The following is a 21194-nucleotide window of genomic DNA, read 5'->3' as shown; positions in this document are numbered from 1 at the left end:
AAGACGGCTCTGTTGGCTCAGCAGACGCTGCAGCCACGGTTCAACCGCCGTAGACGTGGGGCGCGAGCGTCCCGACGAACGGGAGGTTGCGGTACTTCTCGGCGTAGTCGAGGCCGTAGCCGACGACGAACTCGTTGGGGATGTCGAAGCCGACCCACTCGACGTCGATGGCGACCTTGGCGGCGTCGGGCTTGCGCAGCAGGGTGCACACCTTGAGCGTCTCGGGCTCGCGGGAGCCCAGGTTCGACAGCAGCCAGGACAGCGTCAGGCCGGAGTCGATGATGTCCTCGACGATCAGGACGTGCTTGCCCTTGATGTCGGTGTCGAGGTCCTTGAGGATCCGCACCACGCCGGAGGACTGGGTGCCCGCGCCGTAGGAGGACACGGCCATCCAGTCCATGGTGACGGGGGTGGACAGTGCCCGGGCGAGGTCCGCCATGACCATCACCGCGCCCTTGAGGACGCCGACGATCAGCAGGTCCTTGCCCGCGTACTCCGCGTCGATCTTCGCGGCGAGCTCGATGAGCTTCGCGTCGATCTCTTCTTTGGTGATGAGTACCTCTTTGAGGTCGGCACCCATGTCTTTCGCGTCCACCCGCATCACTTTCGGTCGTCCCACGCCGGCTGTCAGGCTCCCGTGGAGGGAGCCGAGGATTCAGCCCTGCCGAATCACCAGTCTGCCACCCTGCCGCTGGGCGACGACCTTGCCGGGGAGATTGATGGCTCCCTGGCCGCGCCAGCCGGTGATCAAGCGGTCGATCTCCTCGATGTGGCGGGCGAACAGCGAGCCGGCCGGGGCGCCCGCCTCGATGGCCGCCTGGCGCAGAATACGGCGGCGCACGGCGGGCGGCAGGGCGTAGAGCTTGGCGCACTCCAGGAGGCCGGCGGTGTCGCGTACGGAGGCCTCGGCCTGGCGGGCCCAGGTGTCGAGGGCGTCGGCGTCGTCGCGGGAGAGCTGGGCGGTGCGGGCGAGCGCTTCCACGACTCCTTTGCCGAGCGCCTTCTCCAGGGCGGGCAGGCCCTCTTGGCGCAGTCGGGAGCGGGTGTACGCCGGGTCGGCGTTGTGCGGGTCGTCCCAGACGGGCAGCGACTGGACCATGCAGGCCTTGCGGGCGGTCTGCCGGTCGAGTCCGAGGAAGGGGCGGCGGTAGCGGCGGGCGGCTCCGGGGCCGCCGGACACGGCGGCCATGCCGGACAGGGAGCGGATGCCGGAGCCGCGGGCGAGGCCGAGGAGGACGGTTTCGGCCTGGTCGTCGCGGGTGTGGCCGAGGAGGACGGCGCGCGCGCCGTGGCGTTCGGCGGCGGCGTCGAGCGCGGTGTAGCGGGCGTCGCGTGCGGCGGCTTCGGGGCCACCTTCGCGGCCGACGGTCACGGTGGCGGCTTCGACGGGGTCCAGGCCGAGTTCGCGCAGTCGGAGGACGACTTCCTGGGCGCGGAGGTCGGAGCCGGGCTGGAGACCGTGGTCGACGGTGATGCCGCCGGCGCGGATGCCGAGTTTGGGTGCCTCGAAGGCGAGGGCGGAGGCGAGGGCCATGGAGTCGGCACCGCCGGAGCAGGCCACGAGCACGAGCGGCGACGGCGGGCGCTCGTGCGGGATGCCGCCCGGGGCGGCGGGCTGTTCGGCTGTGCGGCCGCGTGCGGCGGTGCCGCTGCTCGCGTAACTGCCGGTGCGGCTGGCTTCGTTGAGGAGGTCGTGGAGGACGCGGCGGACCGCCAGGCGTATCGCCGCGACCGCAGGATGGGGACCCATGTCCGGTTCCCTTCATGAAGTTTTCGGGGGGGGGTGAATCCGAGCTCGGTCACTCAGAGTGTGTAGATGGTGACAGAGAAGGGCCGTTCCCCGAGCATCGCACGCCTACCCAGGGCTCACGGTCCCTCGGACGGGTGATTGAAGGGGCGTTCGCCTGCCGTCGGCCGGATTCCTCTCACGCCATTCCGCGCGGGGTTCACGACTCGGTCCTGCGATGCACCCGTGTGACCCAGTCCGCCGGTTTGGCGATCTCCGACTTGGTCGGGAGGGTGTTGGGCGAGGTCCACACGCGATTGAAGCCGTCCATGCCGACCTGGTCGACGACGGCTCGGACGAAGCGTTCGCCGTCGCGGTACTGCCGGAGTTTGGCATCCAGGCCGAGGAGTTTACGCAGGGCCATGTCGAGGCGGGAGGCGCCCTTGGCCCGGCGTTGCTGGAACTTCTCGCGGATCTCGGCGACGCTCGGGACGACGGCCGGGCCCACTCCGTCCATGACGAAGTCGGCGTGACCCTCCAGGAGGGACATCACGGCGGTGAGGCGGCCGAGGATCTCCCGCTGGGCGGGGGTCTGGACGATCTCGACGAGGGAGCGCCCGCCGTCATCCTCCTCGCCTTCGGGGCGTCCGCCGGCGAGCGACTGGGCGGCTTCCCTGATGCGTTCCAGGACGGTCATGGGGTCGACTTCGGTCTCCCCCAGGAACGACTGGATTTCACCCTCCAGGTGGTCGCGCAGCCAGGGCACGGCGGTGAACTGCGTGCGGTGGGTCTCTTCGTGGAGGCAGACCCAGAGGCGGAAGTCGTGGGGCTGGACGTCGAGTTCGCGTTCCACGTGGACGATGTTGGGGGCGACGAGGAGCAGCCGGCCGCCGCCGTTCTCGCCTGCCGGGAGTTCGCGGGTGGCGGGGGCGAAGGTCTCGTACTGGCCGAGGACGCGGGACGACAGGAACGACAGCAGCATCCCCAGTTCGACGCCGGTGACCTTGCCGCCGACGGCGCCGAGGACCGCGCCGCCGGGGGTGCTGCCGCGCCGTTCCTGCATCTTCTCCAGGAGTGGCTTGAGGATCTCCCGGAACCCGGCGACGTTCGCCCGGACCCAGCCGGGACGGTCGACGACGAGTACGGGAGTGTCGTGGATGTCTTCGGTTCCCATCCGGGTGAAGCCGCGGACGTGTCCCTCCGCGGCCTTCGCATGCCGACGCAGTTCCGCGACGATGGCCCGGGCCTCGTCGCGGCTCACGTCGGGGCCCGGCCGTGCGAGTCGGGTCGCGGTCGCCACCGCGAGATTCCAGTCGACCATCTCGGCACCACCGATGCTCGTCATGCGTCAACCGTACGTGAGCGGTCCCGCTTGGGGCAGGCCGCTCGGGTGGGCAAAGCCGGGGTCTGCTCGCACGGCTCGGGACGGGAGTCAGCCGCAGCCGCAGGCCGCCAGTGCCGTCGCGGTGCGGTCCAGGGCGCTCTGCGCGGCCCCGGGGTTCGTCGTGTCCGATGCGAGGAACGCGAAGGCGAGCAGCCGGCCGTCCTGGTCGACGACAGTTCCCGCAAGGGTGTTGACCCCGGTCAGGGTGCCGGTTTTGGCGCGTACGACACCTGCCGCGCCGTCGGTGTACCGGCTGGTGAGGGTGCCGGTGAAGCCGGCGACGGGGAGGCCGGTGAGGACGGGGCGGAGTTCGGGGTGGGCGGGGTCGCCGGCCTTCACGAGCAGGGATGTCAGCAGGTTCGCGGTGAGCCGGTCGGCGCGGTCGAGGCCGCTGCCGTCGTGGAAGTCGGCGCCGGACAGCGGGAGTCCGAGCTTTTTCAACTGGGCGCGGACGGCGTTGCCGCCGCCCTGGAAGTCGGCGCGCTGCCCGGCGGCGACGGCGGTCTGGCGGGCCAGGGCTTCGGCGATGTCGTTGTCGCTGTTGGTCAGCATGCGTTCGACCAGGGCGGACAGGGGCGGGGAGGAGACCTCGGCGAGGGTCTCGGCGCGGCCGGTGGCCTTGGAGGGCCCGGGGGCGGTCGTTCTGATGCCGTTGTCCGACAGGAGGCGGGCGAAGGTGCGGGTCGCGTCCTTGGCGGGGTCCGTCGTGCGCGGGGCCGGGCCACTGGCGGTGTCGTCGGTGCGGGCCTCGTCCGCCATCAGGGCACTGACGGGGGCGAGGTTGTCGTTGACCCCGATCGAGTGCATTTCGGCGCCCGCGTAGAGGGTCTTGTCGTACGAGAGCGTGACCGTCGTGATGTCCCGCTTCTTCAGGGCCGCGGCGGTGTCACGGGCGAGTTCGCGCAGGCTCGCCCAGCCGTCGGTGTCGTCGCGGGCGGTGAGTGTGGGGTCGCCACCGCCGACGAGGACGAGTTCCCTGGTGTCGGGTTCCAGGGCGGCGCGCGTGGTGAGGCGGTGGTCGGCGCCGAGGGCGGACAGGGCGGCCACGGCGGTGGCGATCTTCGTGGTGGAGGCGGGCGTGAGGGCGGTGCCGGCGCCTGTGCCGTAGAGCTGTCGGCCGGTGGCGACGTCGACGACGGCCGCGGTGCGGCGGGCGCCGAGGGCCGTGTTGCCGAGGAGCGGGCCGAGGACGTCGGCGAGGGCTTTTCCGGTGGGGGCGGACTTCACGGAGTTGCCGGCGGCGCCGAGTCCGATGAGTACGGATGCGGCGCTGGGGGCGGGGCGCGGCGTGTCGGCGGCCGTACCGGGATCATCTCCGTGATCTGCGCCACCCGTCCGCTCCAGTGCGGCGGCCCGGTCCCGCTCGGCCGTACGCTGACCCGAGGAGTCCCAGGGACCGGCGACGGTCGCCACGGTGGCGGCCAGTGCCAGTCCGGCGGTGGTGGCGCCCGCGGCGTAGCGCCAGGTCCTGACGGTCTTCGGTCCCGGGATCCTGGTGAGCCGTGTGACCTGCGGTTTCATGGCGGCGACGGTCCGTGCGAGCTGCGGTCGTACGGCGTCCTTGGCCCGGGTGAGTCCTGGACGTACGGCGCCCGCGGCACGTGCCAGACGCGGTCGTACGGCGTTCGCGGCCCGCACCACATGCGGTCTCGCAGCCCGCCAAGGCCTCAGTTCAGGCACGACCAACAGCCCCTTTCGCGATCACACTCCGGCGTGAGGGACACTTAACCACCAGAACTATGTGCTGATCATGGAGGAGTCACCGGTGGAGTTCGACGTCACGATCGAGATCCCGAAGGGTTCGCGGAACAAGTACGAGGTGGACCACGAGACCGGTCGTATCCGTCTGGACCGTCGACTCTTCACCTCGACCGCCTACCCGACCGACTACGGCTTCGTCGAGAACACCCTCGGCGAGGACGGCGACCCGCTGGACGCGCTGGTCATCCTTGACGAGCCGACGTTCCCGGGCTGTCTCATCAAGTGCCGTGCGATCGGCATGTTCCGGATGACGGACGAGGCGGGCGGCGACGACAAGCTGCTGTGCGTGCCGGCGACGGACCCGCGTCAGGAGCACCTGCGCGACATCCACCACGTCTCCGAGTTCGACCGCCTGGAGATCCAGCACTTCTTCGAGGTCTACAAGGACCTGGAGCCCGGCAAGTCCGTCGAGGGCGCCGACTGGGTCGGCCGTACCGAGGCCGAGGCCGAGATCGAGCGGTCCTACAAGCGCTTGAAGGACCAGGGCGGCCACTGAGCACCCTGCTCCTGACGGGCCGCACGCCCACGCGTGCGGCCCATTCGCATGCCCGCGCATACTGAGGCCTGTCGGAATGTGTCGTTCAGGGAGCGTTACGGAGTGACGGAGGCGGAGCACCGCAAGCCGCAGTCGGACGAGGCCAGGGGTTTCTACGACCCCGAGATCACGTCCGAGTTCGCCCTTCCCAACGGGCTCGCCGTGCCGAGAGCCGTCGGCGGTGAGCCGGAGACCACGTCCGAGTTCGCGGTGCCGAAGGGGCTGGGTGTCCCCCAGGCGCCGGCCGCCGAGCCGGAGGGGTCGGCGTTCACCGTGCCCCGCACCTACAGCGCGAAGGACGCGCCGCCCGCCTTCACCCCGCCGACCGGCATCCCCGTGGTGAGCCTCACCAAGGACCTGCCCTGGCAGGACCGGATGCGCACCATGCTGCGGATGCCGGTGGCCGAGCGGCCCGCGCCGGAGCCGGTCGCCAAGGCCGAGGACGAGACCGGTCCGGCCGTGCCACGTGTGCTCGACCTGACGCTGCGTATCGGCGAGTTGCTCCTGGCGGGCGGTGAGGGCGCCGAGGACGTGGAGGCGGCGATGTTCGCCGTGTGCCGGTCGTTCAGGCTCGACCGCTGCGAGCCCAACGTCACGTTCACGCTGTTGTCGATCTCGTACCAGCCGTCGCTGGTGGAGGACCCGGTAACGGCGTCCAGGACGGTGCGGCGGCGCGGCACCGACTACACGCGGCTGGCGGCCGTCTTCCGGCTGGTGGACGACCTCAGCGACCCCGAGGCGGACACCTCCCTGGAGGAGGCCTACCGGCGGCTCGCCGAGATCCGGCGCAACCGGCACCCGTATCCGACCTGGGTGCTGACCTCGGCGAGCGGGCTGCTGGCGGGCGCCGCGTCCGTGCTCGTCGGTGGTGACCTGGTGGTGTTCGTCGCGGCGATGCTGGGCGCGATGCTCGGTGACCGGCTGGCGTGGCTGTGCGCGGGGCGGGGGCTGCCGGAGTTCTACCAGTTCACGGTCGCCGCGATGCCGCCCGCCGCGATCGGGATCGCCCTGACACTGGCCCACGTCGATGTGAAGGCGTCCGCGGTCGTCACCGGTGGGCTGTTCGCGCTGCTGCCGGGGCGGGCGCTGGTGGCGGGCGTCCAGGACGGCCTGACCGGGTTCTACATCACCGCGTCGGCACGGCTCCTTGAGGTCATGTACTTCTTCGTGGGCATCGTCGTGGGCGTGCTGGTGATGCTTTACGTGGGGGTGCAGCTGGGGGCGCATCTCAACCCGGACGAGGCGCTGTCGACGGATTCGCGGCCGCTGTGGCAGATCGGGGCCTCGATGCTGCTGTCGCTGACGTTCGCGGTACTGCTCCAGCAGGAACGATCCACCGTGCTGGCCGTCACCATGAACGGTGGCGTCGCCTGGTGTGTGTACGGCGCGATGCGCTACACCGGCGAGTTCTCACCGGTTGCCTCCACGGCCGTCGCGGCGGGCCTGGTGGGGCTGTTCGGGCAGTTGCTGTCCCGGTACCGGTTCGCGTCCGCCCTGCCGTACACGACGGCGGCGATCGGGCCGCTGCTGCCCGGGTCCGCCACGTATTTCGGGCTGTTGGCGATCGCTCAGAGCCATGTCGACGAGGGGCTCGTGTCGCTGTCGAAGGCGGCGGCGACGGCCATGGCCATCGCCATCGGGGTCAACCTGGGCTCGGAGATCTCCCGGCTGTTCCTGAGGGTGGGTTCCGCGGGCAAGCGCCGCGCCGCCAAGCGGACGCGCGGGTTCTGAGCGTGGGTTTTCAGTACCCCTGATTGTTGTACGGGTTCTGCTGGTTCTGCTGGCCGTAGTTCTGCGGGTACTGCTGCGTGTACGGCTGCTGGGGCTGCTGTTGCTGCGGGTACGGCTGCTGTTGCTGGGGCTGCTGGCCGTAGTACTGGTCGTAGCCGTTCTGCTGCTGGGGGGGCTGCTGCTGGGGATACGGCTGCTGGTCGTCGGACGGGATGCGGCGGAGCTGCGTCGTCGCGTCGTCCATGGGCTGGTACTGCTGCTGGGGCGAGGCCGCCAGGCCCTGCGCCGCCGCCCGCTTCTTCTTTCCGCGCTCGCGGAGGTACTCGATGAGGATCGGGACCACCGAGACCAGGACGATCAGGACGAGGATGGCCTCGACGTTCTTCTTGATGGCGTCGATCTGGCCGAGCCAGTAGCCGGCCAGGGTGACGCCGCTGCCCCAGGCCACGCCGCCGATGAGGTTGTACGTGAGGAAGGTGCGGTACTTCATCCGGCCGGCGCCCGCCACGATGGGGGCGAAGGTGCGCACGATCGGGACGAAGCGGGCCAGGACGATGGCCTTGGGGCCGAACTTCTCCATGAACTCGTTGGCCTTCTCCAGGTTCTCCTGTTTGAAGAGCTTGGAGTTGGGGCGGCTGAAGAGCCTCGGGCCGAAGAACTTGCCGATCATGTAACCGACTTGGTCGCCGAGGACGGCGGCCAGCACGATGAGCGTGCACACGAGCCACAGGGGCTCGCTGATGTACTGCCCCTGCGCGACGAAGAGACCGGCCGTGAACAGCAGGGAGTCGCCCGGCAGGAACGCGAACAGCCCCGACTCGGCGAAGACGATCAGCAGGATGCCGGGCAGGCTGAAGGTCTGGATCAGATAGTCGGGACTGATCCACTCGGGGCCGAGCGCGAGCGTGGTCACGGGATTGTGGCTCCTGCGGGGTGGGTCGGGCGGGGCTGGCTGCCCAAAACTATCAACGCAGCCGTCGGGGCCCAGGTTCCATGGGGCTCCCCAGGATGCACTGTGGCCCCGCTGGGACAAAGCTGTGAGCCATGGGTATCGATGAATACGGCGGTGGACAGGGGCCTCAGCCCGACGTTCTCGTGGTGACCACGAACGACGTACCCGGCTACCGGGTCGACGAGGTGCTGGGTGAGGTCTTCGGGTTGACGGTGCGTTCCCGGCACCTCGGCAGCCAGATCGGTGCGGGGCTGAAGTCGATGATCGGCGGTGAACTCAAGGGGCTCACCAAGACGCTGGTGCAGACCCGCAACCAGGCGATGGAACGGCTCGTCGAGCAGGCACGCGCGCGTGGCGCGAACGCCGTGCTGATGTTCCGCTTCGACGTGACGGAGGCCGCGGACGTGGGCACGGAGGTGTGCGCCTACGGCACGGCGGTGGTGCTGACCCGGGAGTGACGGCCCGGGTCAGGACCGTCAGGAGGCGTGGCGGGCGGCGTTGGCCGTGATCGCCTCCCTGAGGTGCTCGGCCAGTCCTGGGCGCATGCCGTCGTAGAACGCCTTGAAGCGTTCGTCCGAGACGTACATCTCGCCCAGGGACCGGTGCATCTCGTACGGGCAGTCGTAGAACCAGGTGCAGATGTGCTGCCGATGTTCCTCGGCCAGGTCCATCGCGGCCTGGCCGGAGGGCGGCTCGCCGGCGGCCATCAGGGCGTCGTAGCGCTCGCTCCAGGCGTCGACCTCGGCCTGTAGTCGTTTCCAGTCGTCCTTGGTGTAGCGGGCGGCGCGGCGCTGTGACTCGGCGTAGGTCTCGGTGCCGCCCCAGCGCTGTTCGGCCTCCTCGGCGTACTGCTCGGGGTCTTTGTCGCCGAAGACCTCGAAACGTTCCTCGGGGGTGAGATCGATGCCCATCGTGCGTGCCTCCATGGCGTGTTCGACGGCCGCCGCCATCTTCTGCAGTCTCTCGATCCGGGCGGTCAGCAGTTCGTGCTGACGGCGCAGGTGCGCGCGGGGGTCCGCGGCCGGGTCGTCGAGCAGGGCGGCGACCTCGTCGAGCGGGAAGCCGAGCTCCCGGTAGAACAGGATCTGCTGCAGCCTGTCCAGGTCGGCGTCGTTGTAGCGCCGATGGCCCGCGTGGCTGCGTTCGCCGGGGGCGAGCAGGCCGATGTCGTCGTAGTGGTGCAGGGTGCGCACCGTCACGCCGGCGAAGCCCGCGACCTGTCCCACCGAGTAGCTCACTTCGTCCGCTCCCTTCTCGGTACGTGCTCCACGGTGCGTCCTCACGCCACGTGAGGTGCAAGCCCGGCATGAACACCTCCGGATGTCGAGCCCGTTTTGTCCGTTTATGGTGAGCCTGTGGCCCAGGACTCCGCCGTGGTTCCGGTGGCCCCCGCCCGCCGTCCTCGCACTGTGGTGCATCGCCTCCTGCCGAGGCGTCCGCGAAGGCAGTTGCGGGCACTCGGAACCCCGGTCCGCCGACCGACGTTGATCTCTTCAGGAGGCAAGCCCATGCCACTGCACCAAGGGCCCGAGAAGCCCGACGAGCGCCCGCTGTCCGTCAACCCCTTCTACGGCGTGGCCGATCCGGTCGGCGGGATGGCCGAGGCCCCACCCAAGCACCGGCTCCCCGACGCCCCCATGCCCCCGGACACCGCCCATCAGCTGGTCCACGACGAGTTGATGCTGGACGGCAACTCCCGGCTGAACCTCGCCACCTTCGTCACCACCTGGATGGAACCGCAGGCCGGGGTCCTGATGGCGGAGTGCCGGGACAAGAACATGATCGACAAGGACGAGTATCCGCGCACCGCCGAGCTGGAGCGGCGCTGTGTGGCGATCCTCGCCGACCTGTGGAACGCGCCGGATCCCTCGGCGGCCATGGGATGTTCGACGACCGGCTCCAGTGAGGCGTGCATGCTCGCCGGCATGGCGCTCAAGCGGCGCTGGGCCAAGCGCAACGCCGACCGGTACCCCGGGGCGCGGCCCAACCTCGTGATGGGCGTCAACGTCCAGGTCTGCTGGGAGAAGTTCTGCACCTTCTGGGAGGTGGAGGCCCGCCAGGTGCCCATGGAGGGCGACCGCTTCCACCTGGACCCGCAGGCTGCCGCCGACCTGTGCGACGAGAACACCATCGGGGTCGTGGGCATCCTCGGCTCCACCTTCGACGGCTCCTACGAGCCCGTCGCCGAGCTGTGCGCGGCCCTGGACCAGCTCCAGGAGCGGACGGGCCTGGACATCCCCGTGCACGTCGACGGGGCGTCCGGCGCCATGGTCGCGCCCTTCCTCGACGAGGACCTGCTGTGGGACTTCCGGCTGCCGAGGGTCGCCTCCATCAACACCTCCGGGCACAAGTACGGGCTGGTGTACCCCGGTGTCGGTTGGGCGCTGTGGCGGGACAAGGAGGCGCTGCCCGAGGAGCTCATCTTCCGCGTCAACTACCTGGGCGGCGACATGCCGACCTTCGCGCTCAACTTCTCCCGTCCCGGCGCCCAGGTCGTCGCGCAGTACTACACCTTCCTACGGCTGGGCCGTGAGGGTTACCGGGCCGTGCAGCAGTCCACGCGGGACGTGGCCCGGGGCGTCGCCGACCGCGTGGAGGCGCTCGGCGACTTCCGGCTGCTGACCCGGGGCGACGAACTCCCGGTGTTCGCGTTCACCACGGCCCCGGGCGTGGAGGCGTACGACGTCTTCGACGTGTCCCGGCGGCTGCGCGAGCGGGGCTGGCTGGTGCCGGCGTACACCTTCCCGCCGAACCGGGAGGACCTGTCGGTGCTGCGGGTGGTGTGCCGCAACGGCTTCTCGGCCGACCTCGCCGACCTGTTCGTGGAGGACCTGGAGCGCCTGCTGCCCGAACTGCGCCGCCAGCCACACCCGTTGACGAAGGACAAGGGCGCGGCGACGGGCTTCCACCACTGAGGCGCGCGGTGGCCGAGCCGCACGAGCCCGTTGGAGCGTGAGGGAGCCGACCGACGCCGGCGCCACTGAGCCGGCCTTAGCGGCTCAGCCGCCCGACTCTCGTCGAACTTGATTAGTGAGCATCTCCCGGATGCCGCTCCCCCGTCGCGTACGGGTTCTTCTCACCCTCCGCCAGGACGCCGACGAACGGCTCGCCCTCCCGCGCGAAGGTGTACGCCCCGCCCTCGATACGGGCGATGAGCCCTCGGGTCCACTCGGCCTCGGCGTCGGCCGTGTGCACCCAGAGGTTCATGATCTCGCCGATGTGGCCGAGTTGTTCCGGGCCGCCGTCGGGCACGTAGTGCTCGGTGACGGAGGAGCGCCACGCCTCGATCCCGCGGATCCGCTCCTTCAGGAGTGTCACGGCCTCGGCGCGCGGCAGCTCGACCATGAAGCCGATGGCCGCCGACTTGATGTCCATCTTCTGGTCGTAGGAGGTCAGCGCCTCGCGCACCAGCCTGAGGCACTCCTCGGTGCCGGCCGCGGTGATCTCGTACTCCGTGCGCGGCGGCCCGCCCGCGGTGGACGGCGCCGTCTCGTGCTCGATCAGCAGCCCCTGCTTCGCCATCTGCCGCAGGGCGTGGTAGATCGAGCCGGGCTTGGCGTTGGACCACTCGTGCGCGCCCCAGTACTCCAGGTCGTTGCGCACCTGGTAGCCATGGGCCCGCCCGTGCTGGCGCACCGCGCCGAGCACGAGGAGACGGATCGTTGACATGCGGTCCAGGTTATGGCCTCACTTTTCGGCGAGCGCCACCAGTTCGAACGCGGTCTTCCCGTCGAGGGACTCCCGGATGATGTCGGCGTGGCCGGCGTGCCGGGCCGTCTCGCGGATCAGATGCAGAAGCACCCAGCGGACGGAGACCCGGCCCTCGGGCGGGAACCAGGGCTGGTCCGGGAGGGCGAAGGTGTCGTCGAGGCTCGGCGCCGACCGGGCGAACGCCTCCGTCTCGGCGGCGACCTTCTCCCAGTACGCCAGCTGCGAGGCGACGGTCTCGTCGTCGACCAGGGCGAAGCATTCGTGCCAGTTCGACTGGTCCCGGCGCATGGCCGGCTCCTCGCCCTTGGCGCGGGCGACCCAGCTCTGTTCGACCTCGGCGACGTGCTTGACCAGCCCTGCCAGGGAGAGTTCGCTCGCGCTCGGCCGGCTCGCGGCCTGCTCGTCCGTCAGCCCGAGCACCGCCCGGCGGATCCCGCCGCGCTGCTCCTCCAGGAAGGAGAGGAGCGCTCCGCGCTCGTCGCCGTACTCCTCCGCGGGAACGTGAGTGACCATGAGCGCCGCCTTTCGTCGGTGTCCGGGGGCGTTCCCCCTGACACCGACGAAACTACGGGCCCTTGAGGACAGGTACGGTCCTCAAGGGCCCGGGGCGCGGACAGTCGTACGCGAGGGATCAGAACGGGAAGCCGCTACGGCCGTGCTGGACCGAGATCCACTTGGTGGTCGTGAAGGAGTCCAGCATGGTGTCGCCGTTCAGGCGGCCGATGCCGGAGTGCTTCTCGCCGCCGAAGGGGACGATCGGCTCGTCGTGGACGGTGCCGTCGTTGACGTGGAACATGCCGGTCTCGATCTGCTTGGCGAAGGCGACACCGCGCTCGATGTCCGCGGTGTGGACGGCACCGCTGAGGCCGTAGGGGGTGTCGTTGGCCAGGCGGACGGCCTCCTCCTCACCGTCGAAGGTGATGAGGAACGCCACCGGGCCGAAGACCTCCTGCCGGAGCAGGGCGGAGTCGGCGGGAACGCCGGTGAGGACCGAGGGTTCGACCAGGTTGTCGGTGGTGGTGCCGTGCACCAGCGCGGTGGCACCCTCGGCGAGCGCCTGCTCGACGACGCTCGAAAGGGCGTCCGCCTGCGAGGAGTTGATCACCGGGCCGATGACGGTCTCCGGGTCGCGCGGGTCGCCGACCTTCAGCGTGCGCACCTTGGCGACGAACTTCTCGGTGAACTCGTCGGCGACCGTGCGGTCGACCAGCACCCGGTTGGCGGCCATGCAGACCTGCCCCTGGTGGACGAACCGGCTGAAGACGGCGGCGTCGACGGCGTAGTCGATGTCCGCGTCGTCGAGGACCACGAGGGCGCTGTTGCCGCCGAGTTCGAGGACCGAGCGCTTGAAGTTGGCGGCACAGACGGTGGCGACGTGGCGGCCGACCTTGTCGGAGCCGGTGAAGGAGATGACCTTGGGGATCGGGTGCTCTATGAAGGCGTCGCCGATCTCGGCGATGTCGGTGATGACGACGTTGAGCAGACCGCCGGGCAGACCCGCGTCCTCGAAGATCTTCGCGACCAGGGAGCCGCCGACGATCGGGGTGTTCTGGTGCGGCTTGAGGACCACTGCGTTGCCGAGCGCGAGCGCCGGGGCGACCGACTTGATCGACAGCAGGAAGGGGAAGTTGAAGGGGCTGATCACGCCGACGACACCGACGGGCACTCGGTAGACGCGGTTCTCCTTGCCGTCCACCGGCGAGGGGATGATCCGGCCCTCGGGGCGCAGCGACAGGTGGATCGCCTCTCGCAGGAACTCCTTGGCGAGGTGCAGTTCGAAGCCGGCCTTCAGCCGGGTGCCGCCGAGCTCGGCGACGATCGCCTCGGCGATCTCGCCCTCGCGCTCCTCGATCAGCCTGAGGGCCTTCTCGAACACCGCGCGACGGGCGTAGGGGTTGGTCTTCGCCCATGCCTTCTGCGCGCGGGCGGCGGCCTGGTACGCGTCGTCGACCTCGTCGACCGTGGCTATCGTGATCGACGCCAGCTTCTCGTCGTCGTACGGGTTGAAGTCGATGATGTCCCAGGAGCCCGTGCCCGGGCGCCACTCACCGTCGATGTACTGCTGAGCCAGGTCGGTGAAGTACGACGACATGTGATCCCCAAATCACTCGCAGACACACGATCAACGCCACGGTCTGATCACACGTCATCGTACGTGCGGGACACGCGAGTTGGGCACGCTGCGCAATCTTCTGGGGAGAACCCTGCGTCGCCCTGTGGAGATCCCGTGCACTTCAGGACAGCTGAAGGAGACCGCGCAGCAGATCCCGGCTCTCGGCCGGGCCGGGGCTGTCCTGCTGGAGCTCCTTGAGCGCCTTCTCGTACTGCGTCACGTCCTCGCGCTTGTCCAGGTAGAGCGCGCTGGTGAGCTGCTCCAGGTAGACGACGTCGGTGAGGTCGGACTCGGTGAAGCTGAGGATCGTGAACGCGCCGCTCTCGCCGGAGTGGCCGCCGAAGCCGAACGGCATGATCTGCAGCCGTACGTTGGGGCGTTCGGAGATCTCGATGAGGTGCTGGAGCTGGCCGCGCATCACCTCGCGGTCGCCGTACGGGCGACGCAGGGACGCCTCGTCGAGCACCACGTGGAACTCGGGCCCGGCCTCGTCGGCGAGGTGCTTCTGACGCTCCAGACGCAGCGCCACACGCTTCTCCACATCCGCCGCGCTGGCGCCCTTCATGCCGCGCCGTACGACTGCACGTGCATACGCCTCGGTCTGCAGCAGACCGTGGATGAACTGGACCTCGTAGGCGCGGATGAGGGAGGCCGCACCCTCCAGACCCACATACGTGGGGAACCAGCTCGGCAGGACGTCGGAGTAACTGTGCCACCAACCCGCGACGTTGGCCTCACGGGCGAGGGAGAGGAGCGAGGCGCGCTCCTGCCCGTCCGTGATGCCGTAGAGGGTCAACAGGTCTTCCACGTCACGTGTCTTGAAGCTCACCCGGCCTAGTTCCATCCGGCTGATCTTCGACTCGGACGCGCGGATCGAGTAACCCGCCGCCTCGCGCGTGATGTTCCGTGCCTCACGCAGCCGCCTGAGTTGCGAGCCGAGCAGCATCCGCCGCACCACCGATCCGGGCTCTCCCGCGCTCACGTTCGTCAGCCTCCCCAACGTCTTCCAGGGGCCGAAGTCTGCCACTAAAACACTTCGAGCAGTACTCGTCCGATTACAGATATGGCAGGAAGCCAAAGATTCTGCATAGACCTGAGACAGAAAGAGGGGAGGAAGAGACAAGGAACGGGAGAGAAGATGGCGGAAAAAATGGCCAACAAGCGGTACGGGAGGGTCCAATTCGGTCAGCTGCACGTGCATCTGCACCTTGCATCTGCACCGCTCATCCGAAACCATGGTCCCGCGCAACCGCTGCATCGCAACGACCGCGAATTCCCGGGAGTGCCTCGCATGGGGACGAATGGATCGACCATGCTCGAGCCGTTACGGCAGGGCCTTCCGCCGCTGGATCCCGCGGCCGCGTCCGACGCCGCCTCCTGCTCCCTGCCCGCCCGCTACGAAGCGGTCGGTGACGCGCGGCGGTTCACCCGCAGAACGCTCGGCCAGTGGGAGCTGGACGACTGCTTCGACGACGTCTGTCTGGTGGTCTCCGAACTCGTCACCAACGCCCTGCGGCACGCGATGCCGACGAACGGGGTGCGCGCGGGCGAGCAGAATCCGCCCGTGCGGCTGCACTTGATGCGGTGGACCGAGCGGCTGGTGTGTGCGGTGCGCGACCCCAGCCGGGACAGTCCGGTCGCGCGCGACTCCGAGGACTTCTCGGCGGAGTCGGGACGCGGACTGTTCCTCGTCGACTCCTTCAGCGACAGCTGGGGTTGGCACCCGATGACGGAATCGCTGGGCGGCAAGATGGTCTGGGCGCTGTTCCGGCTCCAGCCGCACCCCAGCACGGCCCCGGCCTCGCCCGAGTGACGCACCGCGGCGTTTTGCGACGCCACGGTTCTACGCGCGTTACGCAGAGCGCGCTCGCGGTCACCCTCGGTCGCCCGTGGGTGACCGAGGATCAACCCGCTATCAGGTGGTCGAACTCGCCGTCCTTGATGCCCAGCAGCATCGCCTCGATCTCCGCGCGCGTGTAGACGAGCGCGGGACCGTCCGGGAAGCGGGAGTTGCGGACCGCGACTCCCCCGTCGGGCAGGCGCGCGAACTCCACGCAGGAGCCCTGCGAGTTGCTGTGCCGGCTCTTCTGCCAGGCCACCCCGTTCAGAGTCGTGGCCGTCATGCCGTTGTACACGTCGAGGTCCACAGGTCGCTCCCCGGTGGTGCGGTGGCCATGTGGCCAGTGATGCAGTGGTCAACTGGTCCGGATCATAGCTCTGTTCACGTGCAGATGCATGAGCAGATGCACGTGCACGAGGGGTGTTCCTGCGGTTACAGATGTGACGTGTGGGGCGCGTCATCCGTTCCCGTCCTCGGGACCGAACCCTCGTGCACTAGGAAGAGACGCGAACCGGGCCACCGGTGTTCCACCCTCCGGATAAGGATGCGCTCAGCGGCTGCTGTACGGCAGCAACGCCATCTCCCGCGCGTTCTTGATCGCTCGCGCCAGCAACCGTTGCTGCTGGGCCGACACCCTTGTGACCCGGCGGCTGCGGATCTTGCCGCGGTCGGAGATGAACTTTCGCAACAGGTCGGTGTCCTTGTAGTCGATGTATGTGATCTTCGCCTGGTCCAGCGGATTGGGCCGGTCCTTGGCGGGCTTGCGCTCGGGCTTGCGGGGCATACGGGTCAGACCTCCAGGAGGGTGTCGAAGGCGGGCGGGAGCCGCTTCCAGGCGGCGCGGCCCGCGGCGTACTCGGCGTCGGTCAACAGGCAGGACTCCAGCAGCCGTTCGAGTCCGTCGCGGTCGAGGCCGGGCGAGGTGAAGACGAGGTGCTGGCAGCAGTCGCCGTGCTCGGGGTGCCAGTCCATCGCGGCGGCCGCCCGGCGCACCGGCGGGACCATGTCCCACGCCGCGTCCGGGAGGGACGCGAGCCAGGGGCCCACGCTCTCCACGCACAGGGCACCGCCGGCCGCGTCCCAGTGCAGCAGCACGTCCGGCTTGTCGGCCAGCCAGAACCGGCCCCGGCTGCGGGCGGCCGCGCAGGTGATGTCCTCCAGGGCGTCGTAGAGCCGCTCGGGGTGGAACGGACGGCGGCGGTGCCACACGAGCGTGCAGACACCGTGCGCGTCGGCATCGGCGGGGAGCAGGGCGCACGCGGGGTGCTGGGCGGCCGCCGCGGACTCCACGTCGAAGCCGGCGAGGGCGGCCCGGGCGAGCGGGGACTGTGCGGACGGCTCTGCCGGCGGGCGGGTGTCTCCGATCGGGACCTGGCGGGCCGTCGGGTGCAGCTGGGCGAGGAGTTCGCGGTCCTCGTCGTCGGCCTCCGGGGAGTCGAGGACGGCGAGGACGGGGGCGTACTCCAGCTGGCGGGCGAAGGTGTCGGCGACCGTGCGCTCGTCGGTGGCCGCCGCGGCGAGGCCCCGCTCGGCGAGGTCGTCGCCGTTGCCGAGGTAGGGCAGTACGAGCGCCGGGTCGACAGCGGTGATCACGCCGGTGACCGAGAGGCCGCCGGCCGTGACCACCTCCGCCATGGCCTTGGGCTCGACGGAGTCCCACAGTTCGACGACCGCCAGACGCAGCGTCCCCGCCGAGTCCAGGCGGCGCAGCTCCGGGACCAGGTCCTCCCGGAGCGCGCAGCACGCGCAGTCGTTGACCAGGGGCGCCTCGCCTGCGTCGATGATGCCGGTGGCGTCGCGGATGGTCCGTACGACGGTGCCGGCCGCGGCCGTCGCCAGGTCGTGGTGGAGGACGACGCTGCCCGGCACGTCGGCCAGGAGCCGTTGGACGGCCGCCCTGCGGGCGTCGGCGTGCAGGCCGCCGACGATCACGACGGAGAGCATCAGCCGTTCTTTCCGTACCGGCGCTCGAAGCGCTCCACGCGCCCCGCGGTGTCCAGGACGCGGGCCGTGCCCGTGTAGAAGGGGTGGCTGACGTTCGAGATCTCGACGTCCACGACGGGGTAGGTGTTGCCGTCCTCCCAGTCGACCGTCCTCTCGCTCGTCATCGTCGAGCGGGTCAGGAAGGCGTAGTTCGCGGCACGGTCGCGGAAGACGACGGGGCCGTAGGAGGGGTGGATGCCCTCGCGCATGGTCAGCGCTCCTCTCGGAAGTCGACGTGGCGGGCGACGACCGGGTCGTACTTGCGCAGGGTCATACGGTCCGGGTCGTTGCGGCGGTTCTTGCGGGTCACATAGGTGAAGCCGGTCCCGGCAGTGGACCGGAACTTGATGACCGGGCGGAGTTCGTTGCGAGCCATGCTGCTATCTTACTGAAAATGAATTCCATTTGCACAACCGCTTCGAGAGAGGTGCATCACCCGTGTCCGCCCACTGCATGCTGACCGGCGCCCAGCCGGGCTTCGGCAACCGCATCTCCCGCTCCCACCGGCGCACTTCGCGCCGTTTCGACCCCAACATCCAGTCCAAGCGCTACTGGCTGCCCGCCGAGGGCCGGCATGTGCGGCTGCGGCTGAGCACGAAGGGGATCAAGACCGTCGACACGATCGGCGTCGACGCCGCCGTGGCGCGCATCCGCGCGCGCGGCGTACGGGTCTGAGGATTTCGAGGGAGAACCGGTATGGCGAAGAAGAGCAAGATCGCGAAGAACGAGAAGCGCCAGGAGATCGTCGCGCGGTACGCCGGGCGGCGCGCCGAGCTGAAGGAGATCATCCGGCGGCCGTCCTCCACCGATGCCGAACGGCTCGCCGCACAGAACGAGTTGCGGCGACAGCCTCGGGATGCGAGCGCCACGCGCGTGCGTAACCGCGACCAGGTGGACGGGCGGCCACGCGGCTACTTCCGGACCTTCGGACTGTCCCGGGTCGGTCTGCGCGAGCAGGCGCACGCGGGATATCTGCCAGGTGTGCGCAAATCATCCTGGTAACTCTCACGGGTGGTGCTGGTAGCTTGCTGCGGTCCGGCCGGGCCGACCGCTACAGCTTGGGAGCCTCCAGTGACTTCGGCGAACTTCACGCGCGCGGTGTCGCGTCGACGGGCCGGGCTCGTGGGCGCGGGACTCGTGGGCGTGCTCGTACTGACGGCGTGCAGCGGCGGGGGTTCGGACGACGAGCCGTCGCCCGGCACCAGCACGTCCGTCTCGTCCTCGGCGTCCGCCTCCGCATCCGGAGGGACCGGCGACACGTCGTCGTCCGCGTCCGGGAAAGTGGCGGGCAACTGGCTGGCCACCACCGGCGGCAAGGCCGTGGCGCTGCTGGTCAGCGGCGACCAGGCAGCACTCTTCACCACCGGCGGCACGGTGTGCAGCGGCTCCGCGAGCGCGGACAGGATCCGTCTGAAGTGCCCGGACGGCAACAAGGACCGGGCCGACGGGACGGTCGAGTCGGTCGGCAAGAGCACCCTCAAGGTCGACTGGAAGGGCGGTCTCGGCACCGAGACCTACACCCGGGCCGGGGACGGCCGGCTGCCGAGCGGACTGCCGACGGCGAGCCTCGGGTAGTAGCGGAGGGCGACGGCGGGGCGGGGCGGGAGGCGACCGCTGCACCGTGGCCGGGGTCGGGGCGAGGGCGGGCAACCGCGGGGTCCCGTGATGCGTGATGATCCATGCACCGGATCGTTCACACAGAGGACTTCACATGCGCGCCGCCCCCCTCACCGTCACCGCGCTCGCCGCGGCCCTGCTCCTGACCGGCTGCTCCAGCGGCGGCGACAGCGACAGCGACAAGGCCACCGGTGACAGCGCCGCCGCGAGCCCGAGCAACGGCACCACGTGCAAGATCGGCGCCATGGACGTGGAGGTCGGACCCGCCAACGTGGCCCCCACCGCCGGGGACACCGGCAACGTCCCCGTCACGCTCACCAACCAGAGCGCCGACTGCACGCTGGACGGCTTCCCCGGCATCGACCTGAACTCCGCGGACTCGTCGTCGAGCGTCACGCCCCTGAAGGGCACGGCGTCCGCGAAGCTGAACCTGGCCAAGGGCACGGCCGCCACCTTCACCCTGACGTACGTGCGGGGCAAGGCGGGCGACAAGGCGAGCCTCGACGTGAAGACGCTGAACATCGCCCTGCCCGGGTCCGGGACCGCGAAGAGCTACAAGTGGTCGTACGGCCCGGTCCAGGGCCAGAGCGACAACGCCGAGGTCCCGAACGCCTCGGTCGGCGCCTTCACTCCGGCCGGCGACTGAGCCGGGGCCGGTTGCCGACCTGCGCCCGGTCGGCCGCCTGGGCGCCCTCGGTCCAGCCCGCCTCGTCGGTGACACCGCGCAGCCGGGTCGTGCTGGTCTCCGGGAACATCTGGTCCATGCGGTCGGTGACGGCCACCGCGCGGGTGGCGAGAACCGGGAGCAGGTCGTCGGTGACCGGGGTCTCGGCGGCGGCGCGCAGCCGGTCGCCGACGCGGTGGGCGTAGGCCGCGAGGAAGGACTGCCGGAAGGTCTTGGTGCGCCTGCGGCCGCCCGCGCGCTGGGCCGCCTCCGCCTTCGCCATCGCGGACTGCGCCTGCACGAGCAGCGAGGTGTACAGGAGTTCGACCGATTCCAGGTCGGCCTCGAAGCCCACGACGGTGGAGAAGGCGAACGGTTCGTTCCACACGGCCCGGCAGTGGTTGGCGGTGGCGACCGCGTCCAGCAGCACCGCCTTGGCCTGCTCGTACGGCGGCTCCACTCCGATCCGGCAGGCGCCGGGGGCGTCCTTCGAGGGCGCCCGCGCGTCCAGCAGCGCCTCGTCGACGCTGTGCCGGGCCATCAGTTCCTGTGCCTTGGTGGTGAGCGCCTCCGCCTCCTCCGGATAGCCGGTCGCCTCCGCCTTGGCGAGCAGGGCACGGATACGGCCGAGCATGCGGCTGTCGCCCCTGGGCTCCCCCCTGGACTGCCCCTTGCGCTCCCGCTGCGGTTCCTCCAGCGGTTCCAGCGCGGGCAGGCGCAACAGCAGGCGGTACAGCTCCAGTACGGCGGTGGCGTGCGTGAAGCGGTCGGGGCGGGGCGTGTCCTCGTCGAGGTCTTCCAACTGGGCGAGCTGAGCGGCCCAGCGGCGACCGCGCGGGCGGTCGTCGGGAGCCTGCGCGCGGATCAGGGCCGTGGCGAGCCGTACGTGCAGGTCGTCCAGTTCGCGTCGGACGATCCGTACGACGTCGGCGGGCTGCCAGCCGCGCCGCCAGGCCTGCGCCACGAACTCGGCGCCCCGCCCGGCCAGTTCGGCGTCGGCGGCGGGGTCGGCAGCGAGGACGGAGGCGCCGGCGTCCAGGGCGGTGTCGTCCTCGGCGTAGAGGGCGGCCCGGAAGGCACGGTCGACGGTTCCGGGCGTATCGCTGTCCGTACCGCTGCCCGTATTACTGCTCGTACTACTGCTGGTGCCACGGCTCACGCGGTCGATCGTCTCACC

The 21194-nt window shown here is 70.0% G+C and carries 25 protein-coding genes; 9 read left to right on the top strand and 16 right to left on the bottom strand.

Annotation, left to right across the window (positions count from 1 at the left end; genetic code table 11):
* Positions 1–40: 40 nt before the first annotated feature.
* The 4 genes from hpt to dacB all read right to left on the bottom strand — a co-directional run bounded on the left by hpt (position 41) and on the right by dacB (position 4796).
* Positions 41–601 (bottom strand): hypoxanthine phosphoribosyltransferase, encoded by a 561-nt coding sequence (gene hpt, locus OHT57_RS27725; protein ID WP_328753349.1) that lies wholly within the window; start codon positions 599–601, stop codon positions 41–43.
* A gap of 54 nt (positions 602–655) precedes the next feature.
* Entirely contained in the window at positions 656–1750 is a 1095-nt protein-coding gene (tilS, locus tag OHT57_RS27720; RefSeq protein WP_328749227.1) for a tRNA lysidine(34) synthetase TilS, read from the bottom strand.
* Positions 1751–1946: 196 nt separating this feature from the next.
* Entirely contained in the window at positions 1947–3071 is a 1125-nt protein-coding gene (locus OHT57_RS27715) for a zinc-dependent metalloprotease (RefSeq protein ID WP_328749226.1), read from the bottom strand.
* A gap of 87 nt (positions 3072–3158) precedes the next feature.
* Positions 3159–4796: a D-alanyl-D-alanine carboxypeptidase/D-alanyl-D-alanine endopeptidase gene (dacB, locus tag OHT57_RS27710; protein ID WP_328749225.1), complete on the bottom strand. Its 1638-nt coding sequence runs from the start codon at positions 4794–4796 to the stop codon at positions 3159–3161.
* Positions 4797–4875: 79 nt separating this feature from the next.
* On the opposite strand from dacB, the gene OHT57_RS27705 reads away from it, so the two are divergent.
* Together OHT57_RS27705 and OHT57_RS27700 are read left to right on the top strand one after the other, a co-directional pair.
* Entirely contained in the window at positions 4876–5367 is a 492-nt protein-coding gene (locus OHT57_RS27705) for an inorganic diphosphatase (RefSeq protein ID WP_328749224.1), read from the top strand.
* 102 nt (positions 5368–5469) lie between these two features.
* Entirely contained in the window at positions 5470–7137 is a 1668-nt protein-coding gene (locus OHT57_RS27700) for a threonine/serine ThrE exporter family protein (protein WP_328749223.1), read from the top strand.
* Positions 7138–7147: 10 nt separating this feature from the next.
* On the opposite strand, the gene OHT57_RS27695 is transcribed toward OHT57_RS27700, so the two are convergent.
* Positions 7148–8050: a DedA family protein gene (locus OHT57_RS27695; RefSeq protein WP_328749222.1), complete on the bottom strand. Its 903-nt coding sequence runs from the start codon at positions 8048–8050 to the stop codon at positions 7148–7150.
* Between the two features lie 131 nt (positions 8051–8181).
* Here OHT57_RS27695 and OHT57_RS27690 point away from each other — a divergent pair, with 131 nt between their 5' ends.
* Positions 8182–8547, top strand: a complete 366-nt coding sequence (locus OHT57_RS27690; protein ID WP_328749221.1) for a YbjQ family protein — start codon at positions 8182–8184, stop codon at positions 8545–8547.
* A gap of 18 nt (positions 8548–8565) precedes the next feature.
* On the opposite strand, the gene OHT57_RS27685 is transcribed toward OHT57_RS27690, so the two are convergent.
* Positions 8566–9327, bottom strand: a complete 762-nt coding sequence (locus OHT57_RS27685; protein WP_328749220.1) for a MerR family transcriptional regulator — start codon at positions 9325–9327, stop codon at positions 8566–8568.
* Between the two features lie 270 nt (positions 9328–9597).
* Between OHT57_RS27685 and OHT57_RS27680 the strand changes: the two genes are divergently transcribed.
* A complete protein-coding gene (locus OHT57_RS27680; RefSeq protein ID WP_328749219.1) occupies positions 9598–11004 on the top strand; it encodes a glutamate decarboxylase in 1407 nt (468 codons plus the stop codon).
* Positions 11005–11116: 112 nt separating this feature from the next.
* On the opposite strand, the gene OHT57_RS27675 is transcribed toward OHT57_RS27680, so the two are convergent.
* The 4 genes from OHT57_RS27675 to OHT57_RS27660 form a co-directional block, all read right to left on the bottom strand.
* Complete coding sequence (locus tag OHT57_RS27675; RefSeq protein WP_328749218.1) at positions 11117–11758, bottom strand: PadR family transcriptional regulator; 642 nt, start codon at positions 11756–11758, stop codon at positions 11117–11119.
* Positions 11759–11776: 18 nt separating this feature from the next.
* Complete coding sequence (locus OHT57_RS27670) at positions 11777–12313, bottom strand: DinB family protein (protein WP_328749217.1); 537 nt, start codon at positions 12311–12313, stop codon at positions 11777–11779.
* A gap of 118 nt (positions 12314–12431) precedes the next feature.
* Entirely contained in the window at positions 12432–13892 is a 1461-nt protein-coding gene (locus OHT57_RS27665) for an aldehyde dehydrogenase family protein (protein WP_328749216.1), read from the bottom strand.
* A gap of 142 nt (positions 13893–14034) precedes the next feature.
* A complete protein-coding gene (locus OHT57_RS27660) occupies positions 14035–14859 on the bottom strand; it encodes a helix-turn-helix domain-containing protein (protein WP_328753348.1) in 825 nt (274 codons plus the stop codon).
* Between the two features lie 366 nt (positions 14860–15225).
* Between OHT57_RS27660 and OHT57_RS27655 the strand changes: the two genes are divergently transcribed.
* Positions 15226–15726 (top strand): ATP-binding protein, encoded by a 501-nt coding sequence (locus tag OHT57_RS27655; protein WP_328749215.1) that lies wholly within the window; start codon positions 15226–15228, stop codon positions 15724–15726.
* A gap of 91 nt (positions 15727–15817) precedes the next feature.
* On the opposite strand, the gene OHT57_RS27650 is transcribed toward OHT57_RS27655, so the two are convergent.
* The 5 genes from OHT57_RS27650 to rpmG form a co-directional block, all read right to left on the bottom strand.
* Entirely contained in the window at positions 15818–16060 is a 243-nt protein-coding gene (locus OHT57_RS27650; protein ID WP_328749214.1) for a DUF397 domain-containing protein, read from the bottom strand.
* A 243-nt stretch (positions 16061–16303) separates the two neighbouring features.
* On the bottom strand, positions 16304–16537 hold the full coding sequence (gene rpsR, locus OHT57_RS27645; RefSeq protein WP_328749213.1) for a 30S ribosomal protein S18: 234 nt from the start codon (positions 16535–16537) through the stop codon (positions 16304–16306).
* A gap of 5 nt (positions 16538–16542) precedes the next feature.
* Positions 16543–17697 (bottom strand): CobW family GTP-binding protein, encoded by a 1155-nt coding sequence (locus OHT57_RS27640; protein WP_328749212.1) that lies wholly within the window; start codon positions 17695–17697, stop codon positions 16543–16545.
* Positions 17697–17945: a type B 50S ribosomal protein L31 gene (locus tag OHT57_RS27635; protein WP_328749211.1), complete on the bottom strand. Its 249-nt coding sequence runs from the start codon at positions 17943–17945 to the stop codon at positions 17697–17699. Before OHT57_RS27635 ends, OHT57_RS27640 begins: the two co-directional genes overlap by 1 nt.
* Before the next feature lie 2 nt (positions 17946–17947).
* Positions 17948–18112, bottom strand: coding sequence for a 50S ribosomal protein L33 (gene rpmG / locus OHT57_RS27630; protein ID WP_328749210.1), 165 nt, complete (start codon positions 18110–18112; stop codon positions 17948–17950).
* A gap of 62 nt (positions 18113–18174) precedes the next feature.
* Between rpmG and rpmB the strand changes: the two genes are divergently transcribed.
* The 4 genes from rpmB (at position 18175) to OHT57_RS27610 (ending at position 19999) form a co-directional block, all read left to right on the top strand.
* Complete coding sequence (gene rpmB / locus OHT57_RS27625; protein ID WP_328749209.1) at positions 18175–18411, top strand: 50S ribosomal protein L28; 237 nt, start codon at positions 18175–18177, stop codon at positions 18409–18411.
* Positions 18412–18432: 21 nt separating this feature from the next.
* Entirely contained in the window at positions 18433–18738 is a 306-nt protein-coding gene (rpsN, locus tag OHT57_RS27620; protein WP_328749207.1) for a 30S ribosomal protein S14, read from the top strand.
* Positions 18739–18807: 69 nt separating this feature from the next.
* Entirely contained in the window at positions 18808–19311 is a 504-nt protein-coding gene (locus OHT57_RS27615) for a hypothetical protein (protein ID WP_328749206.1), read from the top strand.
* Positions 19312–19447: 136 nt separating this feature from the next.
* Complete coding sequence (locus OHT57_RS27610) at positions 19448–19999, top strand: DUF4232 domain-containing protein (RefSeq protein WP_328749205.1); 552 nt, start codon at positions 19448–19450, stop codon at positions 19997–19999.
* Here the strand turns inward: OHT57_RS27610 and OHT57_RS27605 are convergent.
* On the bottom strand, positions 19980–21176 hold the full coding sequence (locus OHT57_RS27605) for a DUF2786 domain-containing protein (protein WP_443053493.1): 1197 nt from the start codon (positions 21174–21176) through the stop codon (positions 19980–19982). The genes OHT57_RS27610 and OHT57_RS27605 overlap by 20 nt on opposite strands.
* Between the last annotated feature and the right edge of the window lie 18 nt (positions 21177–21194).

This window comes from Streptomyces sp. NBC_00285 (genome assembly GCF_036174265.1).
Classification (GTDB): Bacteria; Actinomycetota; Actinomycetes; order Streptomycetales; family Streptomycetaceae; genus Streptomyces.
This window is presented reverse-complemented; position numbering and strand designations above follow the sequence as displayed.